Raw genomic sequence first — 16,208 nt, 5'->3', positions numbered from 1 at the left:
GGCAGGCTCAGTCGCCGCCGTGGCCGTGGCTGTCGGTCTCCGTCGCGCCCGGGGCGAAGGCCTCGCCGTCGGCGCCGGCGAACCAGAACGGCCGGCGCGGCCGCTGGCGCGGGGCGATCTCGTTCATGCCGGAGTCGTACACGCGCCCGTTGGCCACGGTGTAGGCGATCGAGGTGGTGTTGCGGATGTTCTCCAGCGGGTTGGCGTCCAGCACCACCATGTCGGCCAGCTTGCCCGGCTCCAGCGAGCCGAGGTCGCGGTCCATGCCCAGGGCCCGGGCCCCGCTGAGGGTGCCAGCGCGGATCACGTCGAGCGGCGCCATGCCGCCCTGGGCGAGGCTCCACAGCTCCCAGTGGGCGGCCAGGCCCTCGCGCTGGCCGTGGGCGCCGATGAGGACGTCGACGCCTTCGGCGTTGAGCCGGGTCGCCTCGCGGGCCACGGAGATGTGGTTCCACTCATTGTCCGGCAGGGTGACCGGGCGGCGCGCGCGGGCGTCGAGCACCCGGCGCGGCACGTACTGCGTCAGGATCGGGTGATCCCAGACGTCGCTCTCCTGGTACCAGTAGTTTTCGCCGTAGCTGCCGCCATAGGCGACGACCAGGGTCGGGTTGTAGGCCACCTCCGTCTGGCGCCACAGCTGGTGCACGTCGTCGTAGAGCCGGGCCAGCGGGATCGAGTGCTCGATCGTGGTGTGGCCGTCGACGATCATCGACATGTTGTGCTGGAACAGCGAGCCGCCCTCGGGGACGACCATCATGCCGAGCTGGCGGGCCGCCTCAAGGATCTGCTGGCGCTGCTCGCGGCGCGGCTGGTTATAGCTCTTCACGCTCCACGCCCCGGCCGCCTGCATGCGACGCAGGGTGGACAGGGCGTCGTCGAGGTCGTCGACCTGGGCGGTGAAGGCGGTGGTGGCGCCGTACAGGATGGTGCCGGTGGAGAAGATGCGCGGGCCGACCACGCGGCCGGCGCGGGCCAGCTCGCTGTGGGCGAAGATCTCGCTGGTGTCGTTCGACGGATCGTGGATCGTCGTCACCCCGAAGGCGAGGGCGGCGTAGTTGATCCGGCTCTGCTCGGGGATGATCTCGTCCTCGCCCATCGAGCCGTGCCAGTGGGCGTCGATCAGGCCCGGCATGATGGTCTTGCCGGTCATGTCGAGGGTCGGGATGCCGGCCGGGATGGTGGTGCTGGCCATCGGCCCGATGGTCTCGATGCGGTTGCCGTCGATGACGATCACCCCGTTCTCGATGACCTCGGCCCCGTTCATGGTGATCAGCCGGGCGCCGGTCAGGGCCATGCGGCCTTCCGGCTTGTCGGCGGGCACGCTGAAGCCGAGGTTGATCCCCCGCTCGTCAGGCTTCGGCAGCTCCTCGGGCGCGCCCTCGACGAAGGCGAAGGACTGGTTGAGGTCGCGGGTGAACAGCTCCGGCCCCAGCGACCACTGCAGGCGGCGCGAGTCGCCCGACCAGCTGAGCCATTCGCCGGCGTCGCGGGTGACCCGGGCCTGGGGCAGGGACTTGCCCTCGGCGCTGATGGTCACCGGCCGCCCGGCGGCGACGAAGGGGGCGACATAGGCGTTGAAGCGCTCGGTCCAGCCGACCCAGTTGCCGTCCGGGGACAGGGCGAACTCGGCCGCCCATTCGGAGCGCAGGTGGGTGCGGGCGTCGTCGCCGTCGAGGTCGACGGAGAACAGGGTCCGGTGGTCGCCGTCGCGGCCGGTCAGGAACAGGCGGTCGCCGTCGGCGCCGAACTGCGGGGCGACCCCGTCGTCGGTCACGAACACCGGCTCGCCGCCGGCGGCGGGGATGCGATAGACGCCGGTGTCGCGGCTCCACAGGGCGCTGGTCAGGTCGCCGCCCGAGACGGTGCGGTAGACCACGGTGCGGCCGTCGGGCGAGAAGGTCGGCTCCACATAGTGGCCCGGGCGCGGGGTGATCGTGCGACCGGTCCCGCCCGAGGCGGGAACCACGCGGACCGAGCCCAGCGCCTCGTCGTCCCAGGTGGCGTAGACGATCGAGCGGCCGTCGCGGGACCAGTTCGGATAGAGCTCGAAGTGGTCGTTCTGGCGGGTCAGGCGGCGCGCCTCGCCGCTCGGCAGGTCGCGGATCCACAGGTGGCCGAGCGCCTCGAAGACCACGCGCGAGCCGTCCGGGGAGGGGCGGGCCCAGCGGATCATCTTCACGTCGAACGTGTCGGGCGCGACCTCGACCGGGAAACGCACGGCCTCCTGCACGCGGCGGGTGTCGGCGACGTGGAAGGGGATGTCGGAGACCTCGCCCGAGGCGACGTCGACACGCTGGATGCGGCCGTCGGCCCAGAACACGATCGAGCGGTTGTCCGGCGTCCAGCTGATGGCGGGATAGACGCCGTGGATCGCCCAGGTTTCCTGCAGGTCGCGGTCGAGGCCGCTGAAGACCGGAGTCTCGCGCCCGGACTGGATGTCCATGACGTAGAGCACCGACTGGTAGCGGACCCGCCGGATGAAGGCGAGCGACTTGCCGTCGGGGGAGGGGGTGGGGCGGATCGAGCCGCCGGGGCCGGTGACGTAGGGCTCGATCTCGCCCGTTTCGCGGTCGAGCCGGCGGATGACGTAGATCTGCTCGTTGACGTCCTTCGAGTATTCGAAGACGTCGCCGGGCGTGGCGTCGTCCGAGAAGTAGAGGTAGCGGCCATCCGGCGAGAAGGCCGGCTCGCCGGTGTCCTTCTGCTGGGTGCGGCGCTCGGTCATCTGCACCCCGCCGCCGCCGGAGCGGTGGTACATCCAGATCTCGCCGGCCCCCAGGGAGCGGGCCGAGGTGAAGTGTTTGCGGCCGACGATGAACTGGCCGTCGGGGCTCCATTCCGGCTGGTTGAGCAGGCGGAAGGACTCCTTCGACACCTGCACCGGGTTGGAGCCGTCGGCGTCCATGATCCAGAGATTGTCGCCGCCGCCCCGGTCGGAGGTGAAGGCGATCTGGCGGCCGTCGGGCGACCACTTCGGCTGCATCTCCCAGGCCACGCCCGAGGCGATGGCGCGGGCCTCGCCGCCCTCGATCGGCATGACGTAGATGTCGCCCAGCAGGTCGAAGGCGATCATGCGGCCGTCAGGGCTGACGTCGACCGACATCCAGGTGCCGCGCGTGACGTCGATGGGAATGTCGCGGGCCGGCCCGGGCGGGTTCTGCACGTCCCACTTCGCCTCCTCCTCGTCCGCGGCCTGGGCGGCCTCGGTCGGCGGCAGGGTCGGCGGCGCCGTCTGCGGATCGGGCGCCTGGGCGAAGGCCGGAGCGGCGAGCGCCATGGCGGCGACGGTGGTCAGGAAAACGCGCTTCATACGGAAAGCCCCCGAGGCTTCTGGAAGATGGGCCGGCCCGCCGTCGCGAGGCGACGGGCCGGGGATCAGGTCGACGGCCGGACCGGCCGCCGGGTCACTCGGCCTCGCGGACCTCGACCGGCAGGCCGAGGGCGTCGAGCTGCGGACGGACCACGTCAGCGTCGCCGACCACCACCCAGATGATGCCGCCCGGGTTGATGGCGGCGCGGGCGGCGCTGTCCAGGTCGGCGGCGGTCAGGGCGCGCGTGCGGCTGGCGACGGTCTCGTAGTAGTCGTCCGGGCGCTGGTAGAGGGCGTTGCCGCGCAGGGCGTTCAACAGCTGGAACGAGGTTTCGAAGCCGCCGGCCAGCGAACGGGTGTTGCCGTTGACGGTCCGCTCCAGTTCCTCCGGCGTCACGCCGCGGTCGGTGAGGAAGGCGTTGTACTGCTCCAGCAGGGCGGCGATCGACTCGCCGGTGCGGTTGGCCTGCACCGGGGCCGAGATGAAGTAGGGCGTCTGGTGCTCCAGCTGGTTGACCATGCCGCGCACCCCGTAGGACCAGCCCTTGGTCTCGCGCAGGTCGGCGTTGATCCGCGACAGGAAGTCGGTGCCCAGCACGGTGTTGGCCGTGTTCAGGGTCAGCAGGTCGTCGGTGCCCGACATCGGCAGCAGCACGCCGCCGTAGATCAGCGACTGCGGCGACTGCGGACGGTCGATCAGGACGATGCGGCTCTGGCCGGCCGGGATCGCCGGACCGAAGGTCTTGGTCCCGCGCGGCGCGGACGGCGCCGCCCAGTCTCCGAAGGCCCGGTTCAGCTCCGCCGTCACCTCTGACAGGGGCAGGTCGGAGACGACGAAGACCGTGGCGTTGTCGGGCCGGATCCAGGTCCGGTGCTCGGCCAGGATGTCGTCGCGGGTCAGGGCGCCGATGCTGGCCTCATCGCCGTTGCCCGACAGCGGACGGCCGTACGGGCTCTCCGGGCCGTACAGCAGGGGCGGCAGGGCGCGGGCGGCGATGGCTCCCGGCGAGGTGCGCTCGTTGGCGATGGTCGACAGGCGCTGGGCGCGGACCCGTTCGATCTCCGCCGGGGCGAAGGCCGGATTGCGCACCACGTCGGCCAGCAGGGCCAGCGACGGCCGCAGGTTGGTGGTCACCGTGGTCAGGCTGGCGCTGGAGCGGTCCATCGAGGCGCCGACGTTGATCGAGGCGCCGAGGGCCTCCTCCTCTTCCGCCAGCTGGTTGGCGTTCCGCGTCGTGGTGCCCTCCTCCATGAGGTTGAGCATCAGGCTGTGGGCGCCGAGACGGTCAGTGCGGTCGGCGGCGAAGCCGGCGTCGAACTCCACGGCCACGCGGGTCACCGGCACGGTGTCGCTCTGGGCGTAGACCACCTCGACGCCGTTCGACAGGCGTGCGCGCTCGATGGTCGGGAAGTCGAGGTCGGCCACCGCGCCGATGGTCGGCATCGGATCGCGGGCGACACGCTGGATCGGCGCGGCCTCGACCGGCGCCGCGCCGGACGGCGAGGCCGCGGCTTCCTCATAGGCTTCGCGCTCGCCGGGCTCGACGATCAGGGTGTAGGCGGGGCGGGTCAGCCACTTCTGCAGCGCCGCCCGGACCTGGGCCGGGGTGACGCTGGCGTAGGCCTCCAGCTCGCGCTTGTAGTGGTCGGGATCGCCGGCATAGAGCTGGCCCTCGGCCAGCACCGAGGCCTTGCCGTTGACCTGCTCGAGGCTCTGGATGGTGCGCGAGGCGTAGTTGGTGGCGACGCGCGAGACCTCCTCCTCGGTGGGTCCGTTGGCGATCAGGTCGTTGAGGATCTGATCCAGCCGGGCCTCGACCGCCGCCGGGTCCTGCCCCGGCTTCACGTTGACCGTGATCTCGAACATGCCGACGCGGTGGAAGGGCATCATCGAGGTGCTGACGGACACGGCGCTCTGGTCGCCGCGCACCAGCTCGTTGTCGAGGCGCGAGCTGGCGAGGCCGCCGAGGATGGAAGCGCCGACCGAGAGCGGGACGGACTCCGGATCCAGCAGGCCGGGGACGGCCCAGCTGCGCATCAGGCGGACGTTGGCGACGCGGTCGTGCATCGTCTCGCGCAGGGGCGCGTCCAGGGTCGGGACGTCGGCTTCGGCGGGGGTGTTCACCGGACCGCGCGGGATCGAGCCGAAGTAGCGCTCGGTGAGGGTGCGGGCGGTCGCCGCATCGATGTCGCCCGAGAGCACCAGCACCGCGTTGTTCGGGCCGTAGTTGTCGCGGAACCAGTTGCGCACGGTCTCGAGGCTGGCCGCGTCGAGGTCGGCCATCGAGCCGATGGTCGAGTGGCGGTACGGGTGGCCCTCGGGGAAGAGCGCCTCGAGCTGGGCGTATTCGACGAGGCCGTAGGGCTGGTTGTCGCCCTGGCGCTTCTCGTTCTGGACCACGCCCCGCTGCAGGTCGAGAACCTCCTGGCCCACCTGGCCCAGCAGGTAACCCATGCGGTCGCTCTCGAGGAACAGGGTCTGTTCCAGCGCCGGGGTCGGCACGGTCTGGAAGTAGTTGGTCCGGTCGAACCAGGTGGTGCCGTTCAGGCTGGTGGCGCCGGCGCCGCGCATGGCCTGGATGTGGCTGGTCGGCGAGTTCTCGGAGCCGCCGAACATGAGGTGCTCGAACAGGTGGGCGAAGCCCGTCGAGCCGGCCGGCTCGTCCTTGGAGCCGACATTGTACCAGATGGACACCGCCACCACCGGGGCCTTGCGGTCCTCGTGGACCAGCACGGTGAGGCCGTTGTCGAGGGTGAAGCGGGACCAGGGGATGTCGACCTGCGCCACCAGATCGGCCACCGACGCGGGCTGCAGATCCTGGACCGGCGCAGCGATCGCCGTGATGGCGGCGCCCCCCGTCGCGGGGGCTTCGAGCGCCAGGGCGGCGGAGACCGGGGCCAGGGCGGCGAGGAGGGCGGCGGCGGAGACGAGGCGAAGACGCATGAAGCAACGATCCGGAAGGGCCGCGCGGCCGCGGCGGGAGGGCGCATAGGACACAGCGTCGCCGCAGCCGTCAAACTCCGGATGAGGGCTTCAGCCTGCCCGGCCGTAGATGCGGTCGAGCACCCGCGAGACCTCCACGGTCGAGGCGACCTCCGGATCGAACCCCGTTCCGGCGCCGAGGCGTCTCGCCCAGTCGGCCGCGGCCCGGCCGCCCCAGTCGTCCGGCGGTCCGGCAAGCGCGCGGCGGGCCGGCCCGTCGAACCGCTCGGCGACGAAGTCGTAGAAGGAGCCGCCGACGTTGCGGAACTCTGCCCCGGCGCCCTCGCCGTAGAAGGCGGCCGAGATGACCGCCTCCTGGCCCGCGGGCAGTCGCCAGGAACAGGCCAGGCGGACGACGCAGCCGGTGTCCAGCACCAAGGTGGCGACGGCGTAGTCCTCCACCGCCCCGTCCCGCAGGGGGCGCCCGCCCGACTGGAGGGCGGAGGACACCTCGACCACCCGCGTCCCCGGCATCAGCCAGAGGCCGAGATCGACGAGGTGGACGCCCAGGTCCATGACGCAGCCGCCGCCGGACAGCTGCGGGTCGTAGAACCACGGCTTGTCCGGCCCCCAGGCGTTGTGGAAGGTGAGGTCCACGGCGTGGATCCGGCCGAGTTCGCCGCCGGCGAGTTGGTCGCGGAGGCGTTGCACGCCCTCGGTGAAGCGGTAGCTGAGGTCGACGCCGAGCAGCCGGTCGGCGCGGCGGGCGGCCTCGACGACCGCTCCGGCCTCCGCGGCGGTGCGGCCGAGCGGCTTCTGGCAGAAGACGGCGACCCCGCGCTCGAGCGCGCGGATCGACTGTTCGGCGTGCAGGGCGCTGGGGGTGGCGATGACGACGCCGTCGAGGCCGCTGTCCAGCAGGGCGTCGAGGTCGTCCAGCCGTGCGGCGGCGGGCGCCAGGGCGAGGGCGCCGGCGGCCATTTCGTCCGAGGGGTCCGCGACGGCCGCGGCCTCGACGGCCCCGGTGGCCAGCATGGCCTCCATCCGGTGGCGGCCGATCCAGCCGACGCCGAGGAAGCCGATGCGCGGCTTGCGCAGGGCCGCGGCGGCCGGGCGCTCGAGCAGGGCGTCCGTCATCGCATCACCACCAGCGCCTTGACGAAGTCGCCGGGCTTGTCGCGGGTGGCGTCGAGGGCGTCGCCGAGGCGGTCCAGCGGGTAGCTGTGGGTGTAGAGCGGCGCCGGATCGAGCCGGCCGGCGGCGACCGCCTCGACCGCCTCGCGGACGCCCTCGGCGTAGACGGCCGGGTCGCGCTCGTGGGCGTTGACCACGTCGAGCCCGCGCCAGTTCCACAGCTGCATGTTGACCTGCCGCGGGCCGTCCTGGTGATAGCCGGCGATGACCAGACGGCCGCGCTCCCGCGTCAGCTCGGCCGACAGGTCCAGCGGCCACTGCTTGCCCACCGCCTCGATGACCACGTCGCAGAAGGCGCCGTCGGTCAGTTCGCTGACCCGCGCGATGATGCCGTAGTGGTCCTCCAGCGGAATGGTTTCCGCCGCGCCCATGCGGCGGGCGAGATCCAGCGAGGAGGGGCGGCGGGAGATGGCGATGACCCGCGCCCCGGCCTCGGTGGCGAGGCGCGTCAGCACCGCCCCGAGGAAGCCGATCCCGACGATGGCGACGGTCTGGCCCGCCTCGATCCCGCTGCGGCGGAAGATGTTGAAGGCGCAGCCCAGCGGCTCCCCGGGGACCGGCTGGTCGTCAAGGCTGGCCGGCAGCTTCACCGCCGATCCCTCGTCGGCGACGTCGTATTCCGCATAGGCGTGGCCCGAGAGGATCGCGACCCGGTCGCCGACGGCGAGAGAGGAGACCCCGTCGCCGAGGGCGTCGACCACGCCCCAGCCCTCGTGCCCCATGCCCCCCGATTCCGTCGGGAAGGTCATCCACTCCGGTCCCGCCCACGGGGTCAGGTTGGAGGCGCAGACGCCGCAGCCCTCCAGGCGGACGCACACCTGACCGGGCCCGGGCTCCGGCAGCGGGACGGCGCGCAGCTCCATGCGGCCGGGGCCGGTGACGACCGCGGCCTGCATGGTCCGGGTGCGGTTCAGAACGTCAGTCATGCTTCTCCTGTCTGTGGCGGGCGCGCCCCGGCCGGGCGCGGGCGGGAGGTTGCGGGCGGCTCAGGCCACCACGGCGGCCGCGGCCTGCCGGCGGGCGGCGGCGGCGCGTTCCCGATCGAACCAGTCGATGGTGCGGCGCAGCCCGTCCTCCAGCGCCGTCTCCGGCCGCCATCCCAGCACCTCGGCGGCGCGGCCGATGTCGGGTCGCCGGCGGCGCGGATCGTCGACCGGCAGCGGCCGGTGGACCACCTCCGAGCCGGAGCCGGTGAGGTCGAGGACCACGTCGACCAGCTGGCGGACGCTGAGTTCGACCGGATTGCCGAGGTTGACCGGACCGGGCTGCGGCCCCTCGTGCTCCATCAGGGAGACCAGGCCGGCGATCATGTCGTCGACATAGCAGAACGACCGGGTCTGGCTGCCGTCGCCGAAGACCGTGATCGGGTCGTCCGCCAGGGCCTGGGTGACCAGGTTGGACACGACCCGGCCGTCGAGGGCCGACAGGCGGGGGCCGTAGGTGTTGAAGATGCGCGCCACGCGCACCTCGCCGCGGCCCGCGCGGTCGTAGTCGAACGTCAGGGTCTCGGCGGCCCGCTTGCCCTCGTCGTAGCAGGCGCGCGGGCCGATCGGATTGACGTTGCCGCGGTAGCTTTCCGGCTGCGGATGGACCTCCGGATCGCCGTAGATCTCGCTGGTCGAGGTCAGCAGGAAGCGCGCCCCGTTCGTTTCGGCCAGCTGCAGCAGGTGGCGCACGCCCAGCACGCAGGTGAGCAGGGTGTGCTCGGGGTCGGCCTGGTACTGCGGCGGCGAGGCGGCGCAGGCGAGATCGTAGATGCGGTCGAAGCGCCGCTCCTGCAGACGGGCGGGCAGGGGCTCGACGATGTCGTGGCGCACGAATTCGAAGTTCGGCCGCTTCATCGCCGACTCGAGGTTCGAGAGGTCGCCGGTCTGCAGGTTGTCGAGGCAGACCACGTGATGGCCGTCGGCGAGCAGGCGATCGCACAGGTGGGAGCCGAGGAAGCCGGCGCCGCCGGCGACGAGGATCGATCGGGTGGAGGGGGTACGCTTCATCGACGCCTCACGGACAGGAAGGGGATGGGGATGGTCGCGGTGGAGCACCGCGGCGGCGCGGAGCTCGCGCTCCACCACCCCGGCGCGGTGGGCCGGGGTGTGGTCGGCCAGGATGCGCTCGCGGGCGCGCAGGCCCATGTCGCGGGCGCAGCTGGGCGGCGACTGCAGGGCCGCCACGACGTCCTCGCCGGTGTGGGCCAGCAGGATCTCCTCGCCGGGCGCGAACAGCTCGTCGAGACCGGGCCAGACGTCGGAGATCACCGGCGCGCCGCAGGCGGCGGCCTCGAACAGGCGGATCGACGGGCTCCAGCCGGCCGCCACCATGTCGGCGCGGGTGACGTTCAGGGTGAAGCGGCTGGCGGCGTAGAAGGCCGGGTGGTCGGCCGGCGGCACGTGGTCGATGCGCTGGACGTTGGCCGGCCAGTCGATGTCGTCGGGGTACTGGGGGCCCGCCACCACGAAGCTGAGGTGCGGCAGACGGCGGGCCGGCTCGACCAGCAGGCGCTCCAGCACCGGCTGCCGGTCGGCGCTCCAGGTGCCGAGATAGGACAGGTCCCAGCGCCGCGGGGCCTCGACCGGACGATAGGCCTCGGGGTCGGCGGAGCAGAACAGGGCCCGGGCCGCCGGCGAGCCGTACGCGCGCTCGAGCCGCTGGAGGGTGGGGCCGCCGGTGAAGGAGAAATAGACGTCGTAGGCGGGGATCTGGCGGGCCGCGAGGTAGTCGCAGTCGTCGCGCTCCAGCCGGGCGAGGGTGACGGGAGTGTCGATGTCGTAGAAGGCGACGACGCCTCCGGCGGTGCGGCGGGCCCAGTCCCCGACCTCGATCCCGTCGGGGACGTAGGAGCCGACGATGACGGCGTCGGCGGCCGCAACCCGGTCCTCGAACCGGGCGAGCTCGTCGAGGCCGGCGTAGAACTGCAGTTCGCACCAGTCGACGCGGCCGAGGTCGCGGTGGGCGGCGTACCAGGGCGTCTCGCGCTCCAGGAACAGGATGCGGTGGCCGCGGGCGGCCAGCGCCTTCAGCAGCGCCCGGAAGGTGACGGCGTGGCCGTTCCCCCAGGAGGACGACAGGCTGAGCCCGAGCACGACGATGTCCATCAGGCGGCTCATGCGGCGCTCCTTTCGCGGCGGGCCGTCAGCGACTGGCGGAACAGGGCGTCGGCCTCCTCCGCCCTCTGGGCGTAGGTGTGGTCGGCCAGGACCCGGCGGCGGGCGGCCTCGCCGATGGCGCGGGCGCGCCCGGGCGTCAGCGCCTCCAGATGGCGGGCGACGTCCTGGCCGTCGCGGGCGACCAGCACCTCCTCGTCCGGCTTGAGGAACTGCTCGACGCCCTCCCAGTGGTCGGTGATCAGGCAGGCGCCGGCGCCGGCGGCCTCGAACACCCGGGTGGCGGGCGAGAAGCCGTTCTCGGCCATGCTGTCGCGGGAGACGTTGAGCACGGCCAGCGACGAGCAGTTGAAGGCGTTGTGGTCGGCGGTGCCGACGTGGCCGAGGCGGCGGACGTTCGGCGGGACGTCCTTGTCGTGCCAGCCGTTGCCGCCGAGCAGGAAGGGCCGCAGGGGCAGGGCGGCCGCCGGTTCGAGGAAGAACCGCTCGATGCGCGACTCCCGGTCCGGGAGGCGGTTGGCGAGCAGCGACAGGTCGGCGGCGAAGCGCGGGTCGGCGGGGACCGGGTGGTGGGTCGACGGATCGAGGGCGTTGTAGATCGGCCGGCAGGCGCGCGCGCCGAGGGTCGCGAAGGCCTCCACCACCGGGGGGCCGCCGCCGTAGGTCAGCACCTGGTCGACCTGCTTCAGGGCCCGGCGCAGCGGGTGGTCGGGCGCGGACCGGATCTCGGCGAGCGTCGCAGGGGCGTCGACGTCCCAGTAGACGGTGAGGGCGTCGGGGCGGGCGTGGTCGAAGACGGCGAGCAGCTCGTCGTCGAACACGCCGACGCCCGAGGCCTTGACCACCACGTCGGCCTCGGCGGCGCGCGCGACGACCTCCGCGCAGGCCTCCGGCGTGTTGTCCCACACCACGACCTTCGCCCAGGCGGGCGGTTCGATGTCGCGGTGCTGCTGCCGGTCGAAGGCGTCGGGCTCGTAGAAGGTCACCTCCCAGCCGCGCCTCGCCAGCTCGGAGAGCATGCCGCGGTAGTAGGTGGCGGCGCCGTTCCACCAGGCGGACAGCAGGCTCGATCCGTAGAAGGCGATCTTCATCAGACGGTCTCCAGTAGCGGGGAGGGTGCGAGGGCCGGGGCGCCGAGACGGCCGGCCACCGCCAGCAGCTCGTCGACCCGGTGGGCGCAGGTGTGGCGGGCGCGGATGGTCTCGAGGCCGTGTTCGACCAGCGAGCGCCGCAGGTCCGCGTCGGCGGCCAGATCGCGCAGGGCGGCGGTCATGGCCGCGCCGTCGCGGACCATCAGGAAGTCCTCGCCGACCCGGAACAGGCCCTCGCTGTCGGACCACGGGGCGCTGACCAGCGGGATGCCGCAGGCGAGGGCCTCGAACATCCGGATGGTCGGGATGCCGGGCAGCTGCTCGACGTAGAAGCGGCGCGGCACGTGCACGGTGGCGAGGCGGCGGGCGAAGGCGGCCGGGGCGGCGGCGTTGGCCAGCCAGCCGTGGTAGCGGACGCCGTAGCGTTCCAGCGTCGCCAGCGCCTCGGGCGGATAGCGCACGCCGTGGATGTCGAGGGAAAGACCGGCGGCCCGGGCGGGGGCGAAGAGGAAGCGCTCCAGCTCGTGCGTCCGCTCGCCGTCCCCCCAGTTGCCGATCCAGATCAGCCCGTCGCGCGAGCCTTCGGCCGCGGGCGGATGGAACAGGCGGACGTCGGCGGCCTCGTGCCAGACGAAGACCCGTCCGTCCCAGCCCCAGCGGCGATAGACGCCAGCGAGGGTCTCCCCGAAGGCGAGGACGCCGTCGTAGCCGGACAGGTCGAAGGCCCGGATGCCGTCCGGCTCGCTGACCGCGCGGTGGTGGGTGTCGTGGAACAGCAGGGTGAAGCGGCCGCCGCGCTTGCGGGCCTCGCCGACCGCCGCGACGAGGGCCGGCTCGTTCCACTCGTGGACGATGACCAGATCGGCCCCGTCCAGCGCGCGCTCGACCTCGTCCGGGCGCGAGAAGCGGGTGCTGGACAGCTCGGGATAGGCGCGGCGGTACGGCTCCAGCCCCGCCTCCCCGTGGTCGGCGACGAGATTGGCGCGGCTCCAGGCGTCGGCCGGCTCCAAGGCGGCGACCTCGTGGCCGCGGGCGACCAGCTCGCGCAGCACGCCGCGCAGGAAGTGGGCGTTGCCGTGGTTCCAGCAGGAGTCGAGGGAATGGGTGAGGTAGACGATCCTCATGCGGCCGCTCCGGCGCAGGCGGCGCGGTCCGCCAGGACCTCGCGCCACACGGCGAGGACGCCGTCGGCCATGGCTTCGGGCGTGAAGCGGGCGGCGCGCGCGGCGGCGGCCCGCCCCAAGGCCGCGGTCGCGTCCGGGTCGGCGAGCAGGTCGTCGAGGGTGCGGGCCAGCGCCGCCGCGTCGTCGACCGGCGCGAACGTCGCCGCCCCGTCCCACAGCTCGCGAAAGCTCGGAATGTCCGACAGGACCAGGGCGCAGCCGGCCTGGGCCGCCTCGAGCACCCCGAGGCCGAAGGGCTCGTAGAGGGCCAGGGAGGCGAACACCGACGCCCGGTCCAGCGCCTCGCGCAGGGCGGCGGCATCCAGCCGCCCCAGCGGGACGGCGTGCGCGAGGGCGACTCCGGCGCCGCCGGGACCCGTGAGGGGTCCGGCCGCGCGCACCGGGCGGACCATCCGCGCGGCGGCCCGGTCGAGACCGGCGACGTTCTTGCCCTCGTCCCACAGCCGGCCCGAGGTGAGCACGACGGCGTCGCGCCCGGTCGCGGACCGGGCGGCGGCGGGGGCGCGTCCGTTGTGCACCGCCTCGACCCGCACGCCGTACCGTTCGGCGGTCGCGGCGGCGAAGGCGGCGCTGGGGGCGATCAGGCGATCACAGGCGGCATAGCCCTCGGCCAGCATGGCGGTGCGCCAGCGGAAGGCCTCCGGCATCGGGGCGTCGCCGCGCACCGCCGACCACCAGGTGGCGAGGCAGGAATGGCAGCCGCCGACCACCGGAACCGGGAAGGCGGCCTCGGCGGCCAGGGCCGGGCTGTTGAGGTGCACGAGATCCACGCCGGCGGAGGCGGCGAGGGAGGCCAGGCGGCGGCCGGCCGCGGCCAGCCGCGCCGGATCGTCCTCGACCCAGTCGAGGGGCAAGCCCGTCTCGATCAGGGTCAGGCCCGGGATCGCCGCGGCGGCTCGCCGCTGCGCCGCGTCCGGGGGCGGACCGAGCACGGCCAGCGTCGTCGCCACCCCGCGACCCGCCAGGGCCGTGGCGAGATCGATCGCCCACGTCCAGACCCCGCCCACGGCGTCGGCGGTCAGCAGGACGTGGCGCGGCTGCGTCGGCGGCCTCATGCCGCCGCCGTGCGGGGCGCGGCGACGCCCTCGCTCTGCAGCCATTCGGCCAGACCCTCCACCCCCTCCCGCCAGGCGATCGGCTCGGCGAGGCCCAGGGCGGCGCGGGCCGCGCCGGCGTCGGCGACGAAGTAGCGCTGGTCTCCGGCGCGCCAGTCCTCGAAGCGCGTCTCGACCGGACGGTCGATGACCTCCTCCATGAAGGCGATCAGCCGCCGCAGGCTGACGGCGTTGGCCGGACCGCCGCCGAGATTGAAGGCCCGGCCGCTGACCTCGTCGATGCGCCGCCAGGCGGCCAGATAGGCGTCGACCGCGTCGGCGACGTTGAGGATGTCGCGGACCTGCCGCCCGTCGCCGAACAGGGTGATGGGCTCGCCGGCGAGGGCGCGGATCAGGAAATGGGCGACCCAGCCCTGGTCCTCGGTGCCCATCTGGCGGGGGCCGTAGATGCAGCTCATCCGCATCACGCAGCCCGGCAGGTCGAAGCTGCGGGCGTAGTCGAGGACGTACTGGTCCGCCGCGCCCTTGGAGCAGCCGTAGGGCGTGTGGAAGTCGAGCGGGCGCCGCTCGTCGATGCCGTGCGCGCGCAGCCCCGCATCCGTCGGCAGCCAGGCGCCGTCCACCAGCTGCATCGGGATGTCGGCGAGGTCGCCGTAGACCTTGTTGGTGCTGGCGAAGATCACCGGCGTGCCGCGCGCCCGGGCCCCCTCCAGCACGGCCATGGCCCCGCCGAGGTTGATCTCGAAGTCCTCGCGCGGGTCGGCGAGGCTGGTCGTCACCGCCACCTGGGCGGCCAGGTGGAAGACCACGTCCACGCCGTCCAGCGCCGCGGCGACGCCCGCGATGTCGCGGATGTCGACGGTCAGGTGGCGGATGCGCGCCCGGTGGCGCAGCAGCAGCCATTTGAGATTCAGCTCGACCCCCGGCCGCGCCAGGGTGTCGAGCACAAGGACCTCGCAGCCCATGCCGGCCAGCCGGTCGGCGAGATTGCTGCCGATGAAGCCGGCGCCGCCGGTGATCAGAACGCGACCGGAGGCCCCGCTCATGCGACCAGCCCCCGCATCTCCAGCTCCTTGCGGGCCTCGACGACGCGGTCCTCGGCCTCCTGGCGGGCCACCCACTCGGCGAGCTCCTCCAGCCCCTCGGCGAAGTCCTGCCGGGCCTCGTAGCCCAGCAGGTCGGCGGCCTTCGTCAGGTCGGGGATGTTGTGGCGGATGTCGCCGGCGCGGGCCTGCTGGGTGATCTCCGGAACAATGTCCGGACGGCCCATGGACTCCGCCTGCAGCCGCGCCACCTCCTCCACCGTGCGGTCGACGCCGGAGCCGATGTTGAACACCTCGCCGTCCGCCTCCGGCCGGTCGAGGGCCAGCAGGAAGGCGCGGGCGACGTCGGAGACGTGCACGAAGTCGCGCCGCTGCCGGCCGTCCTCGAACACCATCGGCGCCTGGCCGTTGGCGATCCGCGAGGCGAAGATGGCCAGCACGCCGGTGTAGGGATTTGAGAGCGCCTGTCCGGGCCCGTAGATGTTCCACAGGCGCAGGGCGCAGCTCTGCATGCCGTACTGGGCGGTCAGCGTGAGGGTGAGCCGCTCCTGCACGTACTTGTTGATCGCATAGACGCTCTTCAGCGCCGGCTGTTTGGTCTCGGGGGTGGGGACCGGGATGAGCGGCCGCCCGCGGGCGTCCAGCGGATCCCAGCTGCCGTCCGGATTGCGCGGGCCGCGGACCACGTCCTCGACCAGCTCGTCGTCCGAGGTCAGGTAGAGGCCCTCCCCGTAGATGCTCATCGAGGAGGCGACCACCACGCGCTCCACCGGGCGGTCGATCAGCTGCTGGAACAGCACGGCGGTGCCGTAGTCATTGACCGAGGTGTAGCGGTCGATGGCGTACATGCTCTGGCCCACCCCGACCTCGGCGGCGAGGTGGACGACCTTGTCGACGCCGGACAGGGCCGCCATCACGGCCGCCTCGTCGCGGATGTCGCCGACCATCAGTTCGACCTCGGGGTCGAGTTCAGCCGGCCGCGCGCGGGTCGGGTGAACCTGCTCGATCAGGCTGTCGAGGGCGCGAACGCGGTGCCCCTGCTCGAGCAGGGCGCGGGCGACGTGGCGGCCGACGAAGCCGGCGCCTCCGGTGATCAGGACCGTGCCGGGCATCAGGGGTTCTCGCCCCGGAAGCCGGATTCCCCGCGCTGATTCCTCATCGTGCTGCCGCTCCCGATTTGGTGAAGGTTCAGCGTGGCAACAGCTTCTTCTACCGGTTGGTTCCGAATTCCCTATGTCGGCAACTGATCACAGGGCGGCAACCGTCAGGAATGACTTGGTTTATGAGGTCGCAGGAACCGCAGTCAT

At 72.8% G+C, this 16,208-nt stretch carries 10 protein-coding genes; all 10 read right to left on the bottom strand.

Annotation, left to right across the window (positions count from 1 at the left end; translation table 11 throughout):
* Positions 1 to 7: 7 nt before the first annotated feature.
* Entirely contained in the window at positions 8 to 3,310 is a 3,303-nt protein-coding gene (locus H2038_RS04365; RefSeq protein WP_292109527.1) for an amidohydrolase family protein, read from the bottom strand.
* A gap of 94 nt (positions 3,311 to 3,404) precedes the next feature.
* The gene (locus H2038_RS04360) at positions 3,405 to 6,254 is read right to left on the bottom strand and encodes a pitrilysin family protein (protein ID WP_292109525.1); all 2,850 of its coding nucleotides are present in this window, start codon (positions 6,252 to 6,254) and stop codon (positions 3,405 to 3,407) included.
* A 90-nt stretch (positions 6,255 to 6,344) separates the two neighbouring features.
* Positions 6,345 to 7,370: a Gfo/Idh/MocA family oxidoreductase gene (locus H2038_RS04355; RefSeq protein ID WP_292109522.1), complete on the bottom strand. Its 1,026-nt coding sequence runs from the start codon at positions 7,368 to 7,370 to the stop codon at positions 6,345 to 6,347.
* On the bottom strand, positions 7,367 to 8,353 hold the full coding sequence (locus tag H2038_RS04350) for a zinc-binding dehydrogenase (RefSeq protein WP_292109519.1): 987 nt from the start codon (positions 8,351 to 8,353) through the stop codon (positions 7,367 to 7,369). The genes H2038_RS04355 and H2038_RS04350 overlap by 4 nt, the downstream gene beginning before the upstream one ends.
* 60 nt (positions 8,354 to 8,413) lie before the next feature.
* Positions 8,414 to 10,531 carry a bifunctional glycosyltransferase/UDP-glucuronate decarboxylase gene (locus H2038_RS04345; RefSeq protein ID WP_292109516.1) on the bottom strand — a complete coding sequence of 706 codons (2,118 nt, stop codon included), beginning with the start codon at positions 10,529 to 10,531 and terminating at the stop codon, positions 8,414 to 8,416.
* Positions 10,528 to 11,619 carry a glycosyltransferase gene (locus H2038_RS04340; protein WP_292109513.1) on the bottom strand — a complete coding sequence of 364 codons (1,092 nt, stop codon included), beginning with the start codon at positions 11,617 to 11,619 and terminating at the stop codon, positions 10,528 to 10,530. The genes H2038_RS04345 and H2038_RS04340 overlap by 4 nt, the downstream gene beginning before the upstream one ends.
* Positions 11,619 to 12,743: a glycosyltransferase gene (locus H2038_RS04335; RefSeq protein WP_292109511.1), complete on the bottom strand. Its 1,125-nt coding sequence runs from the start codon at positions 12,741 to 12,743 to the stop codon at positions 11,619 to 11,621. Before H2038_RS04335 ends, H2038_RS04340 begins: the two co-directional genes overlap by 1 nt.
* Positions 12,740 to 13,858, bottom strand: coding sequence for a glycosyltransferase (locus H2038_RS04330; protein ID WP_292109509.1), 1,119 nt, complete (start codon positions 13,856 to 13,858; stop codon positions 12,740 to 12,742). Before H2038_RS04330 ends, H2038_RS04335 begins: the two co-directional genes overlap by 4 nt.
* On the bottom strand, positions 13,855 to 14,904 hold the full coding sequence (locus H2038_RS04325) for an NAD-dependent epimerase/dehydratase family protein (RefSeq protein WP_292109507.1): 1,050 nt from the start codon (positions 14,902 to 14,904) through the stop codon (positions 13,855 to 13,857). Before H2038_RS04325 ends, H2038_RS04330 begins: the two co-directional genes overlap by 4 nt.
* Positions 14,901 to 16,013, bottom strand: a complete 1,113-nt coding sequence (locus tag H2038_RS04320; protein ID WP_292109505.1) for an SDR family NAD(P)-dependent oxidoreductase — start codon at positions 16,011 to 16,013, stop codon at positions 14,901 to 14,903. The genes H2038_RS04325 and H2038_RS04320 overlap by 4 nt, the downstream gene beginning before the upstream one ends.
* Positions 16,014 to 16,208 lie beyond the last annotated feature (195 nt).

This window comes from Brevundimonas sp., assembly GCF_013912005.1.
GTDB lineage: Bacteria > Pseudomonadota > Alphaproteobacteria > Caulobacterales > Caulobacteraceae > Brevundimonas.
The sequence above is the reverse complement of the archived record's forward strand: the minus strand, read 5'-3'. Positions and strand labels throughout refer to the sequence as shown.

What these genes read in the sequence shown, in the direction of transcription:
- H2038_RS04350 (WP_292109519.1), bottom strand. Translation starts at nt 8,353, where the DNA reads ATGACTGACGTTCTGAACCGCACCCGGACCATGCAGGCCGCGGTCGTC.
- H2038_RS04345 (WP_292109516.1), bottom strand. Translation starts at nt 10,531, where the DNA reads ATGAGCCGCCTGATGGACATCGTCGTGCTCGGGCTCAGCCTGTCGTCC.
- H2038_RS04335 (WP_292109511.1), bottom strand. Translation starts at nt 12,743, where the DNA reads ATGAGGATCGTCTACCTCACCCATTCCCTCGACTCCTGCTGGAACCAC.
- H2038_RS04325 (WP_292109507.1), bottom strand. Translation starts at nt 14,904, where the DNA reads ATGAGCGGGGCCTCCGGTCGCGTTCTGATCACCGGCGGCGCCGGCTTC.
- H2038_RS04330 (WP_292109509.1), bottom strand. Translation starts at nt 13,858, where the DNA reads ATGAGGCCGCCGACGCAGCCGCGCCACGTCCTGCTGACCGCCGACGCC.
- H2038_RS04355 (WP_292109522.1), bottom strand. Translation starts at nt 7,370, where the DNA reads ATGACGGACGCCCTGCTCGAGCGCCCGGCCGCCGCGGCCCTGCGCAAG.
- H2038_RS04360 (WP_292109525.1), bottom strand. Translation starts at nt 6,254, where the DNA reads ATGCGTCTTCGCCTCGTCTCCGCCGCCGCCCTCCTCGCCGCCCTGGCC.
- H2038_RS04320 (WP_292109505.1), bottom strand. Translation starts at nt 16,013, where the DNA reads ATGCCCGGCACGGTCCTGATCACCGGAGGCGCCGGCTTCGTCGGCCGC.
- H2038_RS04365 (WP_292109527.1), bottom strand. Translation starts at nt 3,310, where the DNA reads ATGAAGCGCGTTTTCCTGACCACCGTCGCCGCCATGGCGCTCGCCGCT.
- H2038_RS04340 (WP_292109513.1), bottom strand. Translation starts at nt 11,619, where the DNA reads ATGAAGATCGCCTTCTACGGATCGAGCCTGCTGTCCGCCTGGTGGAAC.